General features: G+C 68.8%; 18 protein-coding genes and 1 pseudogene. 9 read left to right on the top strand and 10 right to left on the bottom strand.

Translation table 11 applies throughout. The features are described from left to right. Positions 1-252: 252 nt before the first annotated feature. Both GEM_RS16055 and GEM_RS16050 read right to left on the bottom strand, forming a co-directional pair. Complete coding sequence (locus tag GEM_RS16055) at positions 253-684, bottom strand: GFA family protein (RefSeq protein ID WP_014898406.1); 432 nt, start codon at positions 682-684, stop codon at positions 253-255. Positions 685-781: 97 nt separating this feature from the next. After that, positions 782-1975, bottom strand: coding sequence for a porin (locus GEM_RS16050; RefSeq protein ID WP_014898405.1), 1194 nt, complete (start codon positions 1973-1975; stop codon positions 782-784). 320 nt (positions 1976-2295) lie between these two features. Between GEM_RS16050 and GEM_RS16045 the strand changes: the two are divergent. The 4 genes and pseudogenes from GEM_RS16045 to GEM_RS16030 form a co-directional block, all read left to right on the top strand. Beyond that, positions 2296-2484 (top strand): annotated as a pseudogene (locus GEM_RS16045) (LysE family transporter); the annotation flags it as partial. A gap of 51 nt (positions 2485-2535) precedes the next feature. Further along, positions 2536-3072, top strand: a complete 537-nt coding sequence (locus GEM_RS16040) for a GNAT family N-acetyltransferase (RefSeq protein ID WP_014898403.1) — start codon at positions 2536-2538, stop codon at positions 3070-3072. A gap of 117 nt (positions 3073-3189) precedes the next feature. After that, entirely contained in the window at positions 3190-3924 is a 735-nt protein-coding gene (locus tag GEM_RS16035) for a metallophosphoesterase family protein (RefSeq protein ID WP_014898402.1), read from the top strand. A gap of 53 nt (positions 3925-3977) precedes the next feature. Continuing rightward, positions 3978-4589, top strand: a complete 612-nt coding sequence (locus GEM_RS16030; RefSeq protein ID WP_014898401.1) for an alpha/beta fold hydrolase — start codon at positions 3978-3980, stop codon at positions 4587-4589. Between the two features lie 60 nt (positions 4590-4649). Here the strand turns inward: GEM_RS16030 and GEM_RS16025 are convergent, their stop codons facing one another. Both GEM_RS16025 and GEM_RS16020 read right to left on the bottom strand, forming a co-directional pair. Next, on the bottom strand, positions 4650-5972 hold the full coding sequence (locus GEM_RS16025; protein ID WP_014898400.1) for an ATP-binding protein: 1323 nt from the start codon (positions 5970-5972) through the stop codon (positions 4650-4652). Beyond that, entirely contained in the window at positions 5969-6709 is a 741-nt protein-coding gene (locus GEM_RS16020; RefSeq protein ID WP_014898399.1) for a response regulator, read from the bottom strand. Before GEM_RS16020 ends, GEM_RS16025 begins: the two co-directional genes overlap by 4 nt. Before the next feature lie 228 nt (positions 6710-6937). Between GEM_RS16020 and GEM_RS16015 the strand changes: the two genes are divergently transcribed. Next, positions 6938-7519 (top strand): thioredoxin family protein, encoded by a 582-nt coding sequence (locus GEM_RS16015; RefSeq protein ID WP_014898398.1) that lies wholly within the window; start codon positions 6938-6940, stop codon positions 7517-7519. 51 nt (positions 7520-7570) lie between these two features. On the opposite strand, the gene GEM_RS16010 is transcribed toward GEM_RS16015, so the two are convergent. Further along, entirely contained in the window at positions 7571-8209 is a 639-nt protein-coding gene (locus tag GEM_RS16010) for an FMN-binding negative transcriptional regulator (RefSeq protein ID WP_014898397.1), read from the bottom strand. A 127-nt stretch (positions 8210-8336) separates the two neighbouring features. Here GEM_RS16010 and GEM_RS16005 point away from each other — a divergent pair, with 127 nt between their 5' ends. The 3 genes from GEM_RS16005 to GEM_RS15995 all read left to right on the top strand — a co-directional run bounded on the left by GEM_RS16005 (position 8337) and on the right by GEM_RS15995 (position 12779). Beyond that, entirely contained in the window at positions 8337-9887 is a 1551-nt protein-coding gene (locus GEM_RS16005) for a PLP-dependent aminotransferase family protein (RefSeq protein ID WP_014898396.1), read from the top strand. A 97-nt stretch (positions 9888-9984) separates the two neighbouring features. Continuing rightward, positions 9985-12183, top strand: a complete 2199-nt coding sequence (locus GEM_RS16000) for a penicillin-binding protein 1A (RefSeq protein WP_014898395.1) — start codon at positions 9985-9987, stop codon at positions 12181-12183. A gap of 149 nt (positions 12184-12332) precedes the next feature. Beyond that, complete coding sequence (locus GEM_RS15995; RefSeq protein WP_014898394.1) at positions 12333-12779, top strand: nuclear transport factor 2 family protein; 447 nt, start codon at positions 12333-12335, stop codon at positions 12777-12779. 33 nt (positions 12780-12812) lie between these two features. Here GEM_RS15995 and add read toward each other — a convergent pair whose 3' ends face one another. Together add and GEM_RS15985 are read right to left on the bottom strand one after the other, a co-directional pair. Further along, positions 12813-13913, bottom strand: coding sequence for an adenosine deaminase (gene add / locus GEM_RS15990; RefSeq protein WP_014898393.1), 1101 nt, complete (start codon positions 13911-13913; stop codon positions 12813-12815). A 47-nt stretch (positions 13914-13960) separates the two neighbouring features. After that, a complete protein-coding gene (locus GEM_RS15985) occupies positions 13961-15310 on the bottom strand; it encodes an NCS2 family permease (RefSeq protein ID WP_014898392.1) in 1350 nt (449 codons plus the stop codon). 94 nt (positions 15311-15404) lie between these two features. Between GEM_RS15985 and GEM_RS15980 the strand changes: the two genes are divergently transcribed. Then, on the top strand, positions 15405-16316 hold the full coding sequence (locus GEM_RS15980) for a LysR family transcriptional regulator (protein ID WP_014898391.1): 912 nt from the start codon (positions 15405-15407) through the stop codon (positions 16314-16316). A 27-nt stretch (positions 16317-16343) separates the two neighbouring features. Here the strand turns inward: GEM_RS15980 and GEM_RS15975 are convergent, their stop codons facing one another. From GEM_RS15975 to GEM_RS29215, 3 genes are all read right to left on the bottom strand, one after another. Beyond that, positions 16344-17396, bottom strand: coding sequence for a nucleoside hydrolase (locus GEM_RS15975; protein ID WP_014898390.1), 1053 nt, complete (start codon positions 17394-17396; stop codon positions 16344-16346). Between the two features lie 12 nt (positions 17397-17408). Beyond that, on the bottom strand, positions 17409-18521 hold the full coding sequence (locus GEM_RS15970; protein WP_014898389.1) for a porin: 1113 nt from the start codon (positions 18519-18521) through the stop codon (positions 17409-17411). A 163-nt stretch (positions 18522-18684) separates the two neighbouring features. Beyond that, on the bottom strand, positions 18685-19920 hold the full coding sequence (locus tag GEM_RS29215; protein WP_051137998.1) for a hypothetical protein: 1236 nt from the start codon (positions 19918-19920) through the stop codon (positions 18685-18687). Positions 19921-19982: the final 62 nt, after the last annotated feature.

Genomic DNA, 19982 nt, shown 5'->3' with positions numbered 1-19982 from the left:
ACTCGATGATTACAAATCGAAATTAAAATGAAAGGGAAAAAATATTATCCTGCGCATTCCTGATTACGCAACTGCACGCGCGCGATGCGTGCCGGATTGCCCGGAAAATCGTGAAGAAGTGAAGTAACGCGATGCGCGGCGCGATGCCGTTGCCGATCGGGATGGAGAGATGCCGCACGCGCGGCGAACGATGATGCGGCCGGAGGGGAACAGGACGGGCCGCACGCCGGCCGGGCGTGCGGCAGGCGCGGGTCAGCTCGCGGTGTCGAGCGTCGGGCCGTCCCAGCCGTCGAGGTACTTGGGCAGCGCATCGGCGACGTCGATCACACGCTGCCGGTAAAACAGATGCATCGTCGGCCGCAGTGCGTCGGGCAGTCGCCCGCCATGCGCGCGCGCGGCCAGGCTGTTCGGCACGACGCGCATGCCGAGCCGGTTCGTGCCGAACACGATCTCGCCGCACGCCGCGCACCACGTGCGCGACATCGACTTCGACGGATGCGGGAATGTCGCGTCGGTGCCCGTGACGGACACCTGCTCCGGCGGCCACGCGGTCGCGGACAGCATCGGCGTGCCGTAGAAATCGCGGCACGTCGCGCAATGGCAATTCGCGCGCGCCGCCGGCTCGCCATGCAACGTAACGGTGACGGCGCCGCACCGGCAGCTCGCGGAATGCGTTCGGGTCATGTTGCCTCCTGGAACAAGGAGGCGACAGTATAGGGGCGAGCCGCGCGACCGGCGGCCCGCATCGCGCGCGCCGCCGCTGCCGGTCACGCGCGTGGCGTCAGAACTTCTGGCGCAGGCCGAGGCTGACGATCGCCTGCGAACGCGAGTCGGACGAGTGGCTGTTCGCCTTGTCGGAGACCGACGCGGTCGCCGCCACCGGCCGGCCGAGCGCGTCGAGCGTCGTGCCGGACGCACGCTGGTACGCACCGAGCAGGTACACGCTGGTGCGCTTCGACAGGTCGTAGACCGCGCCGAGCGTGACGTTGTGATACTGCGCGCGGTCGTCGATGCCGTCGACGTCGCTACCGCGCGTGTAGCTGTAGCCGGCGAACAGCTGCGTCTGCGGCCGCACGTTCCAGCGCGTGAACACGCCCGCGACGTTGAAGGTCGCATGGCCGTTGAACAGCGACTGGGCGCCGCTCCGGTACTGCACGTTGCTGTAGTTCACGCCGACCACGGCCGCGCCGAAGTCGTACGTCGCGCCGGTCGCGATGACCTGCTGCGATTGCGCGCTCGCGTAGCCTTCGTTGATCGACGAGTTGAACAGGCCGTCGTCCGTGCTCTGCCACTTGCCGGCCGTCGGGTCGGTCGCGCCCGTCTTGCTGTTGTCCGAGCGCTCGTAGCCGACACCCACGCGCAGCGGCCCCGCCGCGTACGCCGCGCCGACGCTCCACGTGTTGCGCTGCTTCATGCTGCCCGGCTGGCTGCCGAAACCGTACAGCGCGCCGAACGTGAAGCCCGAGTAGTTCGCGCTCGTGTACTTGATCGAGCTGTCGACGCGCGCGGTCTGGTCGAGATCGTCGATATCGCCCGGGTGCGCGCCGAAGCCGCCGATGAACGACGACGGGCCGACCGGGCTCACGAAGTCGTCGAGCGACGTGTACTGGCGGCCGAGCGTGACCGTGCCGTAGCGGTCGCTGCCGACACCGACGAACGCCTGGCGGCCGAACTGGCGGCCACCCTGGCCCGACGTGCCGTTGGTGATGTCGAAGCCGTTCTCGAGCACGAACAGCGCGCGCATCCCGCCGCCGAGATCCTCGGAACCCTTGATGCCCCAGCGGCTGCCGGACAGGTTGCCGGTGGTCAGCGCGACGTCCGAATGCCCGGTGTAGGCGCCCGGCGAGCCGACCCGTTCGTTGCTGCGATAGGTCACGCCCGCGTCGACGATGCCGTACAGCGTGACGGAGCTTTGCGCGGATGCGATACCCGCGAGCGAGAGCAGCAGCGGTGCTGCGATCAGTTGCTTGTTCATGGTTTTAGCGTCTCCGGGTGGTGAACCCGTTGTTCTATGCGAGTAGCGCGTGCGGTCGGCGAGATCCGCCGGCATGCGAGGCCGATGGCGTCCGCACACGGGAACGCGCGCGTGCGATACACGCGCGCGACGATGCGGCGGGCATGCCCGCTGCGGCCCGCCATGGTAGTTGGAACCGGTTCCGATCGATAGCGCAATAATGAAAACAGTTTATTTCCAAAATCGAGATAGTCAGCGGCGTGGCGGCCGTCCCGTCGCTGTACAGCGCGGGGACGCGCGCTCGATAATCCAGCACGCGCGTTCCACCGGGAGCCTTCGACATGCATCAAACGACCCTGCTGATCTTCGCGGCCGTCGCGTTCGTCGGGATCGCGACGCCTGGCCCGACCGTGCTGCTCGCGCTGACCAACGGCTCGCGCTACGGCGTGCGCGGCGCGGCCTGCGGTTTCGCCGGCGCGATGCTGTCCGATGCCGTGCTGATCGTCGCGGTCGCGCTTGGCGTCGGCGCGCGGTACCGGCGTCATGCCGCGTAGGGGCATCGGCATGCGCGAGGGTCCGCGATGAGAATCGACGCGCCGCCCGCCTGCGGCTACCCCGGCGTGTCGCTCCGCCAGCTCGACCGCGCGGACCTCGACGCGTGGTACGCGTACCTGTCGAACCCCGACGTGGTCCGCCATACGAGCTGGAACCTGTGCTCGCGCGACGATCTGCTGCCGCTGTTCGACGGCATCGAATCGACTCACCCGGATTCGATCCGCCGTCTCGCGATCGTCGACGACGCATCGGGCACGCTCGCCGGGACGATCGGGCTGCATACGGTGTCCACCGCGAACCGCTCGGCCGAAATCGCCTACGACCTCGCGCCGTCGCACTGGGGGCGCGGCATCGCAAGCGCGCTGTGCGCGAGCGTCACCGCATGGGCGTTCGCCGACGGCGGCTTCATGCGCATCCAGGGCGTCGTGCTGACCAGCAACGCCGGCTCCACGCGCGTGCTGCACAAATGCGGCTACCGGTACGAAGGGCTGCTGCGGGCGTACCGGATGGTGCGCGGCGTGCCGGGCGATTTCGCGATGTACGCGCGCCTCGCGACGGACTGAAGCCCTGACTGACCGACGGACCGACGCTCGACTCGCGTGCCTGCCCGCCGTCGACGCGATTGGACGATCTGCGCCGAATTCGCGACAATCGCCGTTCCCCGCACCGACTTCCCCGCCATGAAAATCGCCGCGCTGTCCGACATCCACGGCAACCTCGCCGCGCTCGACGCAGTGCTCGACGACGTGCGCCGCCGCGGCGCCGACGTGATCGTCAATCTCGGCGACATCGTGTCGGGCGCGCTCCATCCGGCCGAAACAGCCGACCGCCTGATCGCGCTCGACCTGCCGACCATCAAGGGCAATCACGAACGGCAATTGCTGACCGGCGATCGCGAAGCGATGCGGCTGTCGGACCGCTGGGCACACGACACGCTACGCGACGACCAGCGCGCCTGGATCGCCGCGCTACCCGAACGCCTGACGCTCGGCGACGACGTGCTGCTGGTGCATGGCACGCCCGCCAGCGACCTCGTCTATTTCCTCGAAACGGTGACGCCCGACGGCTGCCGCGCCGCGACGCCCGATGAAATCGCGCAGCGGGCAGGCGACGAGCCGGCATCGCTGATCCTGTGCGGCCACACGCATGTGCCGCGCCTGGCGAAGCTCGACGACGGCCGGCTGATCGTCAATCCGGGCAGCGTCGGGCTGCAGGCGTACCGCGACGATCAACCTCATCCGCACCGGATCGAGACGGGTTCGCCGCATGCGCGCTACGCGATGGTGTCGCGCACGCCCGACGGCTGGCACACCGAATTCCATGCAGTCGCATACGACTGGCACACGGCCGCCGCCACCGCGGCATCGCGCGGCCGCGACGACTGGACCGTCGCGCTGCGCACCGGCCGGTGCTGACGCATCGCCGCGTTCCGTTCACCCTGCTTCGTTCACTGGAGAACCGCGCCACCATGCCCGTTCCATCGCAACTGCTGTTCCTGCCCGGCGCTTCGGGCAGCACCGCATTCTGGCAACCGCTCGCGAGCCGGCTCGCGCATCCGGCCGAACGACGGATCGTCGGCTATCCGGGCTTCGGCGACACGCCGCGCGATCCGGCCGTCGACGACTTCGACGGCCTCGTGCGCCAAGTGCTGACCGCGATCGACCGGCCGACCGCGCTGATCGCCCAGTCGATGGGTGGCGTGATCGCAATGCGCGCGGCACTCGAGCGCACGGAACACGTCACGCACCTGGTGCTGACGGTCACGTCCGGCGGCCTCGACATGCAAGGGCTCGGCGCGCGGGACTGGCGCGCCGGCTTCGCGGAAGCGAATCCGCAGTTGCCCGACTGGTTCCTGACGTTGCGCGCCGACCTGTCGCACGACATCGGCCGCATCACGCAACCGACGCTGCTGCTGTGGGGCGACGACGACCCGATCAGCCCCGTCGCAGCCGGCCGGCGCCTGCTCGAACGGCTGCCCGATGCGCAGCTGCATGTGGTGCCGGGCGGCCGCCACGATCTCGCGGCCGTGCATGCGGATACGCTCGCGCCGCTCGTCGATGCGCATTTGCAGCGCGGGTGACGCAGCCCGCTTCAACTCGCAGCACGCGACGCCCCTGCCATCACCGCGCGCGGCGGCGCGTCACGCCGCATTCACCAGCGTCAAGCGCGCTTCGAGCCCGCCACCATCCGGCCGGTTGCACAACGTGAGCGTGCCGCCCATCGCGAGCGCGAGCTGGCGCGCGATCGCGAGGCCGAGCCCCGTGCCGCCCGTCTCGCGATTGCGCGACGTCTCGACGCGCCGGAACGGTTCGAACACCGCGTCGAGCTGATCGTCCGGGATGCCGGGCCCGCGGTCGAGCACCGCAATGATCGCGCCGCCGCCGGGCGCCGCCTGCACGGCGATCTCCGCCGCGCCCGCGAACTTCAGCGCGTTGTCGACGAGGTTGCCGACGATCCGGCGCAACGCCTTCGGCCGCGTGACGAGCGCGAGCGGCCCGCCGCTGTGCAGCGCGACGTCCTGCCCCGCATCCGTGTAGTCGCACACGATGCTGTCGAGCAGCGCATCGAGATCGATGCGGCGCGCGGCCTCTTCCGTGCCGTGCAGCGTACGCGCATACGCGACGCCTTCCTTCACCAGATGCTCCATCTCGAGCAGGTCCTGGCGCAGCTTCGCGCCCTGCGTGTCGTCGTCCATCACGTCGACACGCAACCGCATCCGCGTGATCGGCGTCTGCAGGTCGTGCGAGATCGACGCGAGGATCTGCATGCGTTCGGCCATGTACTGCGCGATGCGGTCCTGCATCGCGTTGAACGCCCGCGCGGCCCGCGCGACTTCGGACGGCCCGTCCTCCTTCAGGCGCTCGCCCTTCAGGTCGGGGCCGAGCGCGTCGGCCGCCTGCGCGAGCTGGTTCAGCGGCCGCGTCGCGAGCCGCACCGCGAGCCAGCAGCATGCCGCCAGCACCGCGAGCTGCAGCGCGAGCACCACCGGCAGCCAGCCCGACAGCGGCACCGTCGACATCGGGTGGATGTCGATCGTCAGCGGCGCGCCGTCGGTCAGCCGCAGATGCACCTGCAGGTGTTCGCGGTCGCCGGGAATCGCGTTCGCGGTCAGCGGGTAGTCGCCGCCGATGCCGTCGGAGATCGACTGCTCGACGCGCGCCGACAGCCGGGCTTCCGGCGGCGTGCCCGTCTCGCCGGGCCCGAGGATGAATGCATAGCTGCGCCGCGCGAGACGCGGCAGCCACGCGGCGCGCTGGTCGGGCGGCAGATGGTCGAGCAGCGCGACCGAGCTCGCGACCTCGCGCTCGATATAGCCCATCATCAGGTTGGTGGTCGCCTGGTCGCGCTCCATTACCGTGAGCCAGAACGACAGCGTCTGCGCGAGTGCAAGGCCCACGCACAGGATCAGCGCGAGCCGCGCGAACAGCGAGCGCGGCCAGTGCCATGAGGTCCGCGCGCTCATGCGGTGCCTTCGACCGTGGTCACGGCCGACGAGAACACGTAGCCCTCGTTGCGCAGCGTCTTGATGTAGCGCGGCTCGCGCGCGCCGTCGCGCAGCCGCTGGCGCAGCCGGCTCACGAGCAGGTCGATCGACCGGTCGAACGGATCGGACTGCCGCCCCTGCGTGAGGTTCAGCAACTGGTCGCGCGTCAGCACGCGCTGCGGATTGTCGAGGAACACGCGCAGCAGCCGGTATTCGGCGCCGCTCAGCGCAACCAGCGTGCCTTCCGCGTCGAGCAGGTGGCGCCCCGTCGTGTCGAGCCGCCATTCGCCGAACGCGAGCATCGCGGCCGTCTCCGTCACCTGCATGCCGGGCGGCAGCATGCGCGCGCGACGCAGCACCGAGCGGATCCGCGCGAGCAGCTCGCGCACTGCGAACGGCTTCGCGAGATAGTCGTCGGCGCCCATCTCGAGGCCGATGATACGGTCGGTTTCCTCGCCGCGCGCGGTCAGCATCAGCACCGGCACCGTGCGGAACTTGCCCGCGCGCAGATCGCGGCACAGCGTGAGGCCGTCCTCGCCGGGCAGCATCAGGTCCAGCACGATCAGGTCGGGCGCGCCGTCGTCGAGCACGTTGCGCATCTCGCGGCCGTTGGCGGCGAGCGACACGCGCATGCCGTTCTTCTCGAGGTAGTCCGCGATCAGTTCGCGGATCGCGCGATCGTCGTCGACGATCAGTACGTGGTCGATCTTGTCCATGTATCGGTCGGGTTGTCGTGAGATTCCGGCTGGCGATGTCCGCTTTTATACCGCAACGCGGGCACGCGTTTGTATCGCAATGTATCGCGCCGCCGCGACGACACACAACATTGCATACGCGCGGTTTGGCGGACACATCGCAGATACGTCGGCGCGGCCCAATGAGGGCTGTCGAAACCCGTCCGGCCGACGCACTCGCGCGGCGGCCGACCGAACCGGAGAAACGCCATGCTGCCCAGACTCAAGACCGCCGCCCTCGTCATCGCCCTCGCCGCCATGGCCGGGCTCGCCGCGTTCGCCGGCACCCGCGACGACGCGGGCATGGCGGCCTCGCCGGCCGGCACGCCGGCACCCGACTTCACCGGCATCGACCGCTGGCACAACAGCGCGCCGCTCAAGCTCGACCAGTTGCGCGGCAAGGTCGTGCTGGTCGATTTCTGGACGTACTCGTGCATCAACTGCATTCATACGATTCCGTACGTGAACGAGTGGTACCGGAAATATCGCGACCAGGGGCTCGTCGTGGTCGGCGTGCACACGCCCGAGTATCCGTTCGAACGCGACGCGAAGAACGTCGCCGACGCGCTCAAGCGCTTCGGCATCCAGTATCCGGTCGCGCAGGACAACCGCTACGACACGTGGCGCGCGTACGGCAACCAGTACTGGCCCGCGCTGTACCTGATCGACGCGAACGGGAAGGTTGTGTACACGCGGTATGGCGAGGGCGGGTATGACAAGACGGAAGCGGCGATTCGCGGGGCGCTGGCGCAGGCGGGTGAAGGAACCAAGGGGACGACGCGCACGGAGTAGCGTACGCCGGCGGCGGCGCGCGGCCTGCGCCCCGTGCGATTCGCCGGCGCCCTACTTGTGCTTCGCATCGGCCTCCGCCAGCATCGCCTCCCCGATCGCGACGCTCCCGTCCGCGATCAGCGCGTCGCCCGCGCCGCGGATATCGTCGACTGCCTTGTTCTGCCCGAGCTTGCGCTTGCCGACCAGCCGCGTGATCTCGATCTGCAGCCCGACGATCGACTGCAGCATCGTGTCGAGATAGTCCTTCGGCGCGTCGGCCATCTTCCACGGCGCCGGCTGCGACGCCTCGTGCGTGCGCGTCAGCCGCGCGACCACGCCGCGCACGAACTTCTCGTCGTCGCGCACCGTGATGCGGCCGTGCGCGTGCACGACCACGTAGTTCCACGTCGGCACCTGGCGGTGCGCGACGTGCTTGCTCGGGTACCAGTTCGGCGAGATGTACGCGTCGCCGGCACGGAAGATCACGAGCACCTCGTCGCCGTTCGCGATCGTCTGCCAGACCGGATTCGCGCGGGCGACGTGCGCATGCAGCTCGCCGAGGCCGCCGTCGCCCGGCAGCAGTTCGAACGGCAGGTGGTTCGCGTCGAGCCCGCTCGTCCCGTGCGTGACCAGGCTGCCGAACGGATGCTGGACGATCAGCTCGTGCAGCACGTCGGGGCGGGATTCGGCGAAATCGGCGGGGACATACATGGCGGCTCCACGGTCGGACAGGGTTCGGATGGAACGGGCCGGGAACCGGCCCGTCATGCGCCGATTGTGACCGCTAACTGGTTTATGCTGTAGAGCCGGTTTCGAACAATTTCAGCAGACCAGAATCATGGCCAGAACCGCCCGGATCGTCGAAATCCCGTCGCTCGGCGCGCTCGACCGCGCGGCCGGTGACCTGAGCCGCCAGCTCGCGCAGGCGTTGCGGGACGCGGTGCGCCGCGGCGATGTGCGCCCCGGCGACACGTTGCCGTCGACGCGGCTGCTGGCGGCGTCGCTCCAGGTCGCGCGCGGCACCGTCGTCGACGCGTATGCGCAGCTCGTCGCCGAAGGTTTCCTGGAATCGCGCGGCGGCGCCGGCACGCGGGTCGCGAACGCGCTGGCCGAGCCGCCACCGGCTGGTGAACCACCCGCCGCCCGCCGGCGCGACGCACGCGCCGGCCTGCCCGAGCCGGCCGCGACGTTCGCGCGGATCGCCAGCGAATTCCGGCCGCTGCCGGCCGTGCCGTTCGCGATCTCGGTGCCGGTCGGGCTCACCGCGCCCGACGACATCTGGCGCCGGCTCGGCAATCGCCTGCGTGCCCGCGGTGCCGGTGCGCCGTCCGGTTATGCCGATCCGCAAGGCGCGTTGCCGCTGCGCGAAGCGATCGCCGATTACGTGCGCCGGTCGCGCTCGGTGCGTTGCAGCGCCGATCAGGTCGTGATCACGAGCGGCACGCAGCAAGGGCTGCACCTCGCGAGCCAGGTGCTGCTCGGCGCCGACGATCGCGCATGGGTCGAGAATCCGGCCTATCGCGGCATCACCGCGCTGCTCGAGAGCACCGGGCGGTGCGACGCGATGGTCCGCGTGCCGGTCGACGCGGACGGCATCGACGTCGAGGCCGGCATCCGCCTTGCGCCGAACGCGCGCGCGGCGTTCGTCACGCCGTCGCACCAGTACCCGCTCGGCATGCCGATGAGCATGGCGCGGCGCACCGCGCTGCTCGGCTGGGCGCGCACGCACTGCGCGTGGGTGGTCGAGGACGATTACGACAGCGAGCTGCGCTACGAAGGCTATCCGTTCCCCTCGCTGCAGGGGCTCGACCCCGAGTGCGTGGTCTATCTCGGCACCTTCAGCAAGATCCTGTTTCCGTCGCTGCGGCTCGGCTACGTGATCGCGCCCGACGATCTCGTGCCCGCATTCTGCGGCGCGCGTGCGCTGATGGATCGCCATGCGCCGACCGCCGATCAGCACGTGCTCGCCGCGTTCATCGCGGACGGGCATCTCGACCGCCACATTCGCCGCGTGCGCGGCGTCTACGCGGAACAGCGCGCGCTGCTGATCGACACGCTCGGCGCGCGCCTGCCGCGCGAACTCGCATGGGTTCAGCCGGGCGATCAGGGCATGCACGTCGTACTGTGGCTCGCGGCAGGGATCGACGATCTCGACGTGGTGACCCGCGCCGCGCAGGCGGGCGTCGCGGTGCGCGCGGTATCGCCGATGTTCGCGCCGGGCACCGCGCGTCCGGGGCTCGTGCTCGGGTTCGGCGGGTTCGATCGCGCGCGGATGGAAGCGGCCGCGCAGCGGCTCGCGGATGTGGTCGGCGAAGCGGCCGCCAGCAATTTGTCGGAAGAAACGCGGTTGCGCCTGCGACCAAAGGTTGTCCGCAGGCAACAAACGTAATTGTCTGTAAATCCTGCAAGCAAATAGCCGTTTCGGCCGCCGGCACCGCTGCGCGGTTTGCTAGGATCGCGCCTTTTCCGACCGCGCATCTGCCGCCGTGAATCGCTTCGTGCCGTTTCTTCGTGACCTCTGGCTTCGCTGCCGTGCCGGCGCCCGCGCGCTGGGCGCCGGCGCGTGGCATCACCTGCGCCATCCGACGCGCCGCGGCGTTGCGCTGACGCTCGCCGCGATCCCTTTGCTGGGCCTGCTGGTCATGCTCGCGTTCATCCCGTTCACGCCGAGCATCGGCGACATCCGCAAGGCGCGCATCGACCGTCCCGCGCGCGTGCTGTCGGCCGACGGCCAGCTGATCGCCGAGTTCCGGCCCGTCAACCGCGAATGGGTGCCGCTCAAGCAGATCTCGCCGCACCTGGTCGACGCGCTGATCGCGACCGAGGACCACCGCTTCTACGTCCATCACGGCATCGACTGGCGTCGCACGCTCGCGGCCGGGCTGCATACGTTCTCGGGCAGCCGCCAGGGCGGCTCGACGATCACGCAGCAGCTCGCGCGCAACCTGTATCCGGACGAAGTCGGGCGCGCGCCGACGCTCACGCGCAAGATGAAGGAGCTGATCACCGCATTCAAGATCGAGACGGTGTACAGCAAGGACGAGATTCTCGAGACCTACCTGAATACCGTGCCGTTCCTGTACAACGCGTACGGCGTCGAAATGGCCGCACGCACCTATTTCGGCAAATCGGCGGACCAGCTCGACATCGTCGAAAGCGCGACGCTCGTCGGCATGCTGAAGGGCAACAGCTACTACAACCCGGTGCTGAACCCCGAGCGCGCGGTACAGCGCCGCAACATCGTGCTCGACCGGATGGCGGCGATGGGCATGCTGTCGCCGCGGCAGCTCGCGCAATTGCAGCGCCGGCCGCTGCGCGTCGACTTCGAGCCGCAGACGGCGCAGCCCGGCCCCGCCCCCCACTTCGCGGTGCAGTTGCGCAAGTGGCTGATCGCGTGGGCCGACCGCAACAACTACGATCTCTACGCCGACGGACTCGTCGTGCGCACGACGCTCGATGCGCAGTTGCAGGACATGGCGACGCAAGCGCTCACGATTCAAACCGATCGCCTGCAGGCGGTCGCCGACAGCGCGTGGCACAACCCGTCCGGCTGCGGGCTGCGCAACGACCTGTTCCGCAGCTTCATCCGGCAGACGCCCGACTATCGCGCGGCGCGCGACGCGGGGCTCGCCGATACGGCGGCGCTGAAGCAGCTCGGCGCGAATCGCACGTTCATGCGCGCGTTGTGCGAGCGCAAGACGCAGGTACAGGCCGGTTTCGTCGCGATCGATCCGCGCAACGGCGCGATCCGTGCGTGGGTCGGCAGCCCCGATTTCGGCAGCGAGCCGTTCGATCACGTCGTGCAGGCGCGGCGCCAGCCGGGCTCGACGTTCAAGCCGTTCGTCTATGGCGCGGCCTTCGCGGACGGCATGCGGCCGGGCGATACGTTCGTCGATCGCCCCGTCGCAATCCCGATCGACGGGCACACGGTCTGGCATCCGACCGATGAGGAGCCGCCAACCGGCGAGCCGATGACGCTGCGCGACGCGCTCGCGCTGTCGCGCAACCGCATCACCGCGCAGGTGATGCAGCGCGAAGGCGCGGCCAAGGTCGCGCAACTCGCTCGCGCGATGGGCGTGCGCGACAGCCCGCTCGACGCGGTGCCGTCGCTCGCGCTCGGCACGAGCCCCGTCACGCTGAAGGAGATGGTGTCCGCGTACGGTACGATCGCGAACCGCGGCGTGTACGTCGCGCCGCAGATGATCACGCGCATCGAGGATCGCGACGGCAAGGTGCTCGCCTCGTTCGGCAGCACGCCGCCCGAACGCGCGCTGCCGGCGGCGGCGGCGCAGACGCTGGTGGACGTGATGCGCGGCGTCGTCGATTACGGGACCGGTGCCGACATCCGCTCGCGCTACGGGATTCGCATCGACGTCGCGGGCAAGACCGGCACGACGCAGGACAACACGGACGGCTGGTTCATCCTGATGCACCCGCAACTGGTGGCCGGCGCGTGGGTCGGCTTCGACGACGGCAGCGTGACGCTGCGCAGCGACTACTGGGGAGCAGGCGCACATAGCGCATTGCCGATCGTCGGCTCGTTCTACGATGCGGCGCTGCGCGCAGGCGCGATCGACCCGCGTGTGCAGTTCTCGCCCGACTTCCGGCCGCACCGTGCACCGGCGCCGGCACCGAAGCGGCGTCCGCAGCCCGGCCTGTTCGACTGGCTGAAAATTTTCCGCTGATCGTACGGCCGGCGGGCAACGCACCATGCGGCATACAACGGTGCGGATGAATGTGAGGACTCGCGTGCCGCGTTAGTCCACCTGGACGAAGCGGTCCCGCCGTGCACCGCGCACCATCGCCGTCATCGTCCATCGATGCCGGAGGCCGCATGCACCAAAGCGCTGTCGAAATCGCGAACCTGCTGTACCGCTACGCGGAGCTGCTCGACGCCGGCGACCTGCCGGGTATGGCAGCGCTGTTCCGGCATGCGCGGATCAAGGTTGGGGAAGATGTGCCGACGATCGGCGCCGACGAACTGCTCGCGCAGTTTGACGCACGCGTGAAACGCTACCCGTGCGGCACGCCGCGCACGAAGCATGTGATCACGAATCCGCTCATCGAGATCGACGAAGCCGCGCATCGCGCGACGGCTCGCTCGTACTACACGGTGCTGCAGGCCGTCGACGGCCTCCCGCTGCAGCCGATCGCAGCGGGCCGCTATCACGACGCATTCGAGCGCGTCGACAGCGTGTGGCGTTTCGCGTTCCGCGACTACACGCTGTTCGATTTCGCGGGTGACCTGCGGTTCCACCTGAACGATGCGCCGGCCGGCTGACGCGCCGGCCGGCCGATACGGCAGGCAATGCGCTCAGCGGGTCGCGAGTGTCGCCGCCAGTGCGTCGAATTCCGGCGCCCACGCCGCGCGCCACGCGGCCTTCGTCGCATCGTCGACCCACGCGCCGTCGATCCCGTTCAGCATGAATTGCTGCAGGTCGGCGACCGTAAAGCCGAAATGGCTGAACATCAGCTCCCACGCCTCCGAAGGATTCACCTTGTGCAGCGTCGGATCGTCGGTGTTCGGATGGATCTTCAGCCCGAGGCCCGGCATCTTGCGCATCGGATGCAGCTCCGCCCATTGCTCCGGCGGCAGCGTGCGCAGGTAGTAGGAATTCGTCGGCACGACCGTGAAGACGATCCCGCGCTCCGCGTAGCGCGCACACAGCTCGGGGTTGTCGACGATCGTATAGCCGTGATCGATTCGATCGACGTGCAGCAGGTCGACCGCCGTCTCGACGTTGCGCCACGGCATCCCGAACTCACCCGCATGCGCGGTCGTGCGGAAGCCGGCCGCACGTGCGTCGCGATACGCCTTCCAGAACAGCTCCGGCGGGCGGTCGTTCTCGCGATAGTCGATGCCGAGCCCCGCGACTTCGTCCGCGCGATGCGCCTTCATCCAGTCGACGATCGCGACCGCTTCGTCCGGGTCCTGCTCGCGGTCGATACTCGGGATCAGACATGCGCCGATCCCGAAGTCGCGCGCGGCATCGCGAATCGCCATCACGATCGCGGCCTGCGCGTCCGCATACGGAATGCCCGATACGCGCACCGTCCCCGTCGGATTCCAGAAGAATTCTGCATGGCGAACATTGTGCGCGGCTGCATCCTCCAGATATTCGTATGCGATCCGCCGCAGGTCGTCGGGCCGCGTGAGCAGGTACTTGTCGAGCGCGCGCAGCACGTGCAGCACGCCGACCGGCTTCTCGCCGCGCGCATAGAACGCGTCGATCTCCGCGCGCTGGATCGGCGCGCCGCTACGTTCGGCGAGCGCGATGAACGTGTCGTGTCGCACCGCGCCGAGCAGGTGGCAATGCAGCTCGACCTTCGGCAGCGCGTGGAAGAAGGCCCGATGGGCGGGCGTGATGTCGATGCCCGTGCGCGCGGCCGGGACGTTGCCTGGTGTTCCCTTCATTTCAGTCTCTTTTTGCGGTAGTGCCGATGTGTCGTGAAAGCCGTCTCTCAGTGCGGCTTCACGACGGTCCAGAAGTAATAGCCGAGCGGCAGTGCGAGCACGACGAGCCCCCACGACACGTCGCGCCAGCGGCCGGCCAGCAGCTTGACGAGCACGTAGCACAGCAGCCCGCCCGCGATGCCGGTGCCGAAGCTGTTCGACGTCAGCGTGAGCAGCACCATCGACATCACAGGCAGCGCGTCGGTGAAGTCGTCGAAATGCGTATGACGGATCGTCGCGAACATCGACAGCCCGATCAGGATCAGCGCGGGCGCAGTCGCCTCCTTCGGGATCGCGAGCGCGACCGGCACGAACAGCAGCATCGCGGCGAACAGCACGGCCGCCGCCAGCGACGACAGGCCGCTGCGGCCGCCGGCCTCGACGCCCGCCGCCGACTCGATCAGCGCGGTCAGCGCCGGAATGCCGAACACGGGGCCGAGCGTCGCGGCGAGCGAATCGACGAGGAACGGTCGGTTGATGTTCGGCAGGTTCCCCTGTTCGTCGAGCAGGTTCGCCTTCGCGCCGACCGCGAGCGCGGTGCCGAGCGTCGAGAAGAATTCCGCCGCGAAGAACGCGAACAGGTACGGCGCGGCCGCGACGGTCAATGCGCTGCCGATGTCGAGCTTGAATGCGATCGGCGCGATGCTGTGCGGCAGCGACACGAACGACGCCGGCAGATGCGTGACACCGAGCGGCACGCCGGCCGCGGCCGCGACGAGAATCGCGATCAGGATCGCGCCGGGCACCTTGCGCGCCTGCAGCACGATCGCGACCGCGAGGCCGATCAGCGCGACGAGCGCGCCGGGCCGCGAGAAGTCGCCGAGCGCGAACGCGTTGGTCTTCGCATTCGCGACGACCATCCCTGCATTGCGCAACCCGAGCATCGTCACAAACAGGCCGATCGATGCGCCGAGCCCGAGCTTGATCTGCACCGGAATCAGCCGCATCACGACGCCGCGCGCGCCGAAGATCGTCAGTAGGAAGAACAGCACGCCCGACACGCACGCGATGCCGAGGCCCGTCTGCCAGCCGACGTGTTCCGTCGTCGCGAGCGTCACGCCGATGATCACCGAGCCGCCGATACCGGGGCCGACGAGGAACGGCAGGTTCGCGTAGAGCCCCATCAGCGTGGTGAACAGCACGAACACGATGATCGTCGCGGTGGTCGCCGCGCCGCGCTCCATTCCGCCCGTCGCGAGCAGCGACGGGATCACGACGAGCAGGTACGCCGCCGCGAGAAACGACGTGATGCCCGCGATCGTCTCGGTGCGCACGCTCGTGCCGCGCGCCGCGAGCGCGAAGCGCCGTTCGAGCCAGTCGGCCGGCGTGCGTGCCGGCATCGTGTCAGTCGCTGACATGGTGGTTCTCCAGTGAATCCGATTATTGTCCTGTGTCGGTTCGCGCGGCGCGGTCTTATACTGCCGCGTACCGCCTCCCGACTGTACTGTTCCGATGTCGTCCGATCGCTCGTCGCTGCTGCCCGCACTCACGTTGCGGCAGGTCCAGCACTTCGTCGTCCTTGCGCATGTGCGCAGCTTCACGCAGGCCGCGCAGGCGCTGTCGCTCACACAGCCCGCGCTCACCGCGTCGATCCGCCAGATCGAGTTCCTGCTCGGCGGCCGCCTGTTCGCGCGCACCGCACACCGGCTCACGCTGACCTCCGCGGGCGTTGCCGTGCTGCCGCTCGCCGAGCGTCTGCTAAACCAGGCGCGCGGCACCTTCGACGACATGACGCGGCTCATCGGCGAACGCATCCAGACCGTGCGGATCGCGTTCATCCCGTCCGTCGCCGGCCGCCTGCTGCCCGCGCTCAACACGCTGCGCGACACGCATCCGACGCTGCGCTTCACGCTCACCGATTTGCCGAACAGCGCGCTCGTCGAAGCCGTGCGCGACAGCGTCGCGGATCTCGGCATCGGCGTGCGCGAACCCGATAGCGACGACGGCACGCTGCGCTACCAGCAGCTGTTCGAGGACGAGATCGTGATCGTCGTGCGGCACGACGATCCGCTCGCGGGCGCGAAGAGCGTCACGTGGGCGAAGCTCGTCGATCGCGAGCTGGCCGTGTTCGTGCGCGGCAGCGTCAGCGAATCGCTGCATCGCACCGGCGGCGCCGAGAAGCTGCGCCTGAACGTCGCGTACCGGATGGAATATACCGAGCCGCTGTACGCGCTCGCGCGCAACGGCCTCGCGACTGCCGTGCTGCCGAGCCTCTACACGATGCATCTGCATGATCCCGAACTCGTCGCGCTGCGCGTCGAGAAACCGCGCGTCACGCGCGCGATCTCGCTGATCTCGCTCGCCGCCGACGATCGCGGCCCGCACGTGCGCACCTGTCGCGAATGGATTGCGAAGCACATCTGATCCGGTTCGCCGTGCCACACGCCGTACTCACGGCAGCTTCGCGATGCGCTCGACGAGCGTCGCGTAGAAACGGTCCGCGTCGACCTCGTTTATCCAGGTCGCGTTCGCCGCACGGCCGCTGCGGCCGTTCCAGTCCACCACCGTCTCGCCGAGCGTCCACTGCCCGGCCGTCTCGACGGCGACGTTGACCTTGCGTCCGTTGAACAGCGTCGGATCGACGAGATAACCGACCGCCGTCGGGTCGTACATCGGCCCGTCGTCGACGCCGCGCCGCTTCTTGTTGTACGCCAGTTCGGCTTCCATGATGTCCGCGACGATCGCGCCACAGCGGTTGCCGAGCGCACGGAACGGCGCGACCCGCGCCGGCGTGATCGGCGCCTTCACCGCGACGTCGCGCGGCAGCACGACGATCGGCACGCCGCTGCCGAACACCAGGTCGGCCGCCTGCGGATCGACGTAGATGTTGAACTCGGCGGCCGGCGTGATGTTGCCGCGCTCGAAGAACGCGCCGCCCATCAACACGATTTCGCGCAACGCGCCGCGAATCTGCGGCGCTTCGACCAGCGCGGTCGCGATGTTCGTCAGCGGGCCGAGCGCGCACAGCGTCACGCTGTTCGGCGCCGCATGGCTCAGCGTATCGACGAGGTACGACACCGCATGACCGGGTGCGAGCGGCGCGCGCGGTACGTGCAGCTCGACGCCTTCGAGCCCGGTCTTGCCGTGCACGTTCGCAGCCGTCACGAGCTCGCGCACGAGCGGACGCGGGCAGCCTGCGTAGACCGGCAGCGTCTTCGTGCGGCCGGCCCAGTCGCGGATGATCCGCGCATTGCGTTCGGTCAGGTCGAGCGGCACGTTGCCGGCCACGGTGGTCAATGCCCGCACGTCGAGGCGGTCCTGTGCGCCCAGCGCGAACAGGATCGCGATGGCGTCGTCCTGCCCCGGGTCGGTATCGATGATCACCGTACGGCGCGCGCCGTCGCCGCCGGCCGCGAACGCGCCCGTTTCGGGCAGCAGCGCGGTGCCGGCCAGCGCGGCGGACAGTTTCAGGAAGGTGCGGCGGGATGCGATCGGATAGGTCATGGTCGGTCGGGCTCAGAAAACGTGGCGGACGCCGAGCGTCGCCATCATCTGGCGCGTGCCGGTCGAGCGCGCGTACGCGAAGATCTGCGCATGGTCCGCGTCGCCGGCCGCCTGCTGCACGATCATCGTCAGCGCGACGTCGGTGCGTTTCGACAGGAAGTAATCGGCCTGCAGGTTCACCTGGTGCCATTTCGGCCGCTTGTCGATCACGTCGTACTTGCCGTTCGTGAACGCATACGCGGCGCCGAGAAAGAGCTGCGGCGTCATCGTGTAGACGAGGTTCACGCCGACGTTCTGCAGGTGCAGGTGCGAATTGTCGAGGTAATCGTAGCGCACGTCGGTAAACAGCGCCGCGAACTGCGCGCGGCCGATCGTGTAGAAGCCACCCGTGCCCGCGATACGCTGCCGGCTCGCGAACACCGCCGGCGACGTCGCGCTCTTCGCGAAGATCAGCAGCGGCGACGCATAGTCGTTCGCGATCGCGCCGTCCGGGTTCGTGCTGCTGTACGGATGGTTGTATTGCGCGTAGACGGCGCTCCAGCGCAGCGGGCCGCGCTCGTAGCCGAGGCCGAAGCTGTATGCGCGGTTGTTCGCGAAGCCCGTCGCGTTGCTGAAGCCGTACAGCGCGGTGAATTTCAGGCCGTAGTAGACCGGGCTCACGTACTTCACCGAGTTCTGCACGCGGATGTCGTTATAGCCGTTGTCGTTGTCACCGATGTTCACGCCGTTGCTCGCGATGATCACCGGCCCGAGGTAGTCGTGGATCGCGTCGTACTGGCGGCCGAAGGTCAGCGATCCGTAGGTGCGATCGGCGAGGCCGACGTAGGCCATGCGCCCGAACTCGCGACCGTTCTGCGCGGCGGTGCCCGTCATCACGTTGAAGCCGTTCTCGAGCTGGAAGATCGCGGACAGCCCCTGCCCGAGATCCTCCTGGCCCTTCAGCCCCCAGCGCGGGTTCTGGTTCGTGCCGGACAGCGCCTGCCAGGCGTTCTTGCCGCCCTGGTTGGTCGCGTACCCGACGCCGGCCGAGATGAGACCGTACAGCGTGACGCTGCTTTGCGCGCAGGCGTGGGTCGCGAAGGCGCCGAGCATCGCGAGCGGAGCGAGCTTGTAGAGAGTTTTCATGCGGGTCGTGTGGTCGGTGGTAGTCCAGGCGCGGCAGGGTTCCGCGAAACTGGACTCGACTATACGAACCCGGATTGGATAATAAAAGTTTGCTTTTCTTATGTATCAATAAAATGGATTTATTCTCATCAGAGAGTCTCCCGCGCTTGCCGACCGGCTGCGGTCAGTCCGCCGTGTCGCCGCTCTTCGGCAACTTCGACCATGCGTGGCGTCCCGGCGCCGGCGACCATGCCGGGCGCGTCCTGCGCGCGCTGTCGATCACGGCCAGGTAGCGGCCGGCGATCGGCGTGATGTCGCGATCGTGGCGCAGCACCCACAGCGACTTGCCGGCCTCGACGCGCGCCTGGTAGTCGTCGTCGAGAATGCCGTGCCGGTCGAAGAACGTGTTCAGCGAAGCTGGAATCCGCACGCAGCCTTTCGAATGCCGGATGCCGAGCAGCGGCTCGAGGCGATCCGGGTCGGTCGCGTGCATCTGGAACCGCATCGGCGACTTGCCGCCCTTGCCCCAGCCGCGCTCGCCGTCCACCCAGCCGAAATCGTAGATGCGCATGTCGCGCTTGCCGTAGCCGCGAATGCCGTTGTCGTTCGTGGTGCCTTCCGCGCGGAAGTCCATGTTGTCGGGCGAATGATCGAACACGCCGAGCGGCGTCAGGAAATGATCGTACTTGCCGGGCCAGCCGGTGCCGACCGGCGACGCGCCGATCATCAACCACGCATTGGTCGGCGTCGCGCGGAAGTAGATGAACAGCGCCTGCACGTTCGGCGCGCGGTCGACCATCGCGACGTACTCGCCGGCCAGGTCGCCGAGGTTCGCATCGGCGAGTGCCTTCTGGAGGCGGTCGCCATACGCGCGCTGCGCGCTCGCCGGTACATTCAGGCGCCGCGTGACTTCCTGCGTGAAGCGTTTGCGCATGTCGATCGCACGCGCGGTTGCGTCCTTCGCCTCCGCGGCCGACAGCGGCGGATGCCGGCGCGGCGGGGTCGGCGCGGGCGCCTCGGCTTCGCTCGCGGGCGTGCCGGAAGCGGCCGATGCGGGCGATGCGCTGGACGCGCCGGAAGCCCCCGAGGCCCCGCTGGCGGGTGACGCATGATGCGCGGCGGATGCCCCGGACGACGGCGCCGCCCCCGACGACACGTGCGCCGGCGATGTCGGATGCGCGGGCGACGCAGCTGATGCAGTTGATGAGGATGACGTAGCACCGGATGAGGGTGCATCGGCTGCGGCAAAGGCTGGCCGCTCGACGAGAACGGAAATCGGGAGGGCGGCCGCGAGCCACACATACGCGGCGACTGCGAAGGTACGGCAACGCGGCCTGGTCAACCGCCGCGTCAGGTCGGAAAGCATCATGCGATCGAAGCCATCGGCCGATCCGGCCGCCGCACGTGGCGAACGGCACATCTTCCGCGCGAGCCATCGATACGCCGAAGGCGTTGCACACGCCCGGCGCCGACGCCTCTTCG

The sequence above is a fragment of the Burkholderia cepacia GG4 genome, assembly GCF_000292915.1.
Taxonomy (GTDB): domain Bacteria; phylum Pseudomonadota; class Gammaproteobacteria; order Burkholderiales; family Burkholderiaceae; genus Burkholderia; species Burkholderia cepacia_D.
This window is presented reverse-complemented; position numbering and strand designations above follow the sequence as displayed.

Bases quoted from the DNA above. Each gene is read 5' to 3' on its own strand.
- GEM_RS16010 (WP_014898397.1), bottom strand. From the start codon at position 8,209: ATGTATGTCCCCGCCGATTTCGCCGAATCCCGCCCCGACGTGCTGCAC.
- GEM_RS16005 (WP_014898396.1), top strand. From the start codon at position 8,337: ATGGCCAGAACCGCCCGGATCGTCGAAATCCCGTCGCTCGGCGCGCTC.
- add (WP_014898393.1), bottom strand. From the start codon at position 13,913: ATGAAGGGAACACCAGGCAACGTCCCGGCCGCGCGCACGGGCATCGAC.
- GEM_RS15985 (WP_014898392.1), bottom strand. From the start codon at position 15,310: ATGTCAGCGACTGACACGATGCCGGCACGCACGCCGGCCGACTGGCTC.
- GEM_RS16040 (WP_014898403.1), top strand. From the start codon at position 2,536: ATGAGAATCGACGCGCCGCCCGCCTGCGGCTACCCCGGCGTGTCGCTC.
- GEM_RS15995 (WP_014898394.1), top strand. From the start codon at position 12,333: ATGCACCAAAGCGCTGTCGAAATCGCGAACCTGCTGTACCGCTACGCG.
- GEM_RS16035 (WP_014898402.1), top strand. From the start codon at position 3,190: ATGAAAATCGCCGCGCTGTCCGACATCCACGGCAACCTCGCCGCGCTC.
- GEM_RS15980 (WP_014898391.1), top strand. From the start codon at position 15,405: ATGTCGTCCGATCGCTCGTCGCTGCTGCCCGCACTCACGTTGCGGCAG.
- GEM_RS15975 (WP_014898390.1), bottom strand. From the start codon at position 17,396: ATGACCTATCCGATCGCATCCCGCCGCACCTTCCTGAAACTGTCCGCC.
- GEM_RS16025 (WP_014898400.1), bottom strand. From the start codon at position 5,972: ATGAGCGCGCGGACCTCATGGCACTGGCCGCGCTCGCTGTTCGCGCGG.
- GEM_RS16055 (WP_014898406.1), bottom strand. From the start codon at position 684: ATGACCCGAACGCATTCCGCGAGCTGCCGGTGCGGCGCCGTCACCGTT.
- GEM_RS16020 (WP_014898399.1), bottom strand. From the start codon at position 6,709: ATGGACAAGATCGACCACGTACTGATCGTCGACGACGATCGCGCGATC.
- GEM_RS29215 (WP_051137998.1), bottom strand. From the start codon at position 19,920: ATGTGCCGTTCGCCACGTGCGGCGGCCGGATCGGCCGATGGCTTCGAT.
- GEM_RS16050 (WP_014898405.1), bottom strand. From the start codon at position 1,975: ATGAACAAGCAACTGATCGCAGCACCGCTGCTGCTCTCGCTCGCGGGT.
- GEM_RS16030 (WP_014898401.1), top strand. From the start codon at position 3,978: ATGCCCGTTCCATCGCAACTGCTGTTCCTGCCCGGCGCTTCGGGCAGC.
- GEM_RS15970 (WP_014898389.1), bottom strand. From the start codon at position 18,521: ATGAAAACTCTCTACAAGCTCGCTCCGCTCGCGATGCTCGGCGCCTTC.
- GEM_RS16015 (WP_014898398.1), top strand. From the start codon at position 6,938: ATGCTGCCCAGACTCAAGACCGCCGCCCTCGTCATCGCCCTCGCCGCC.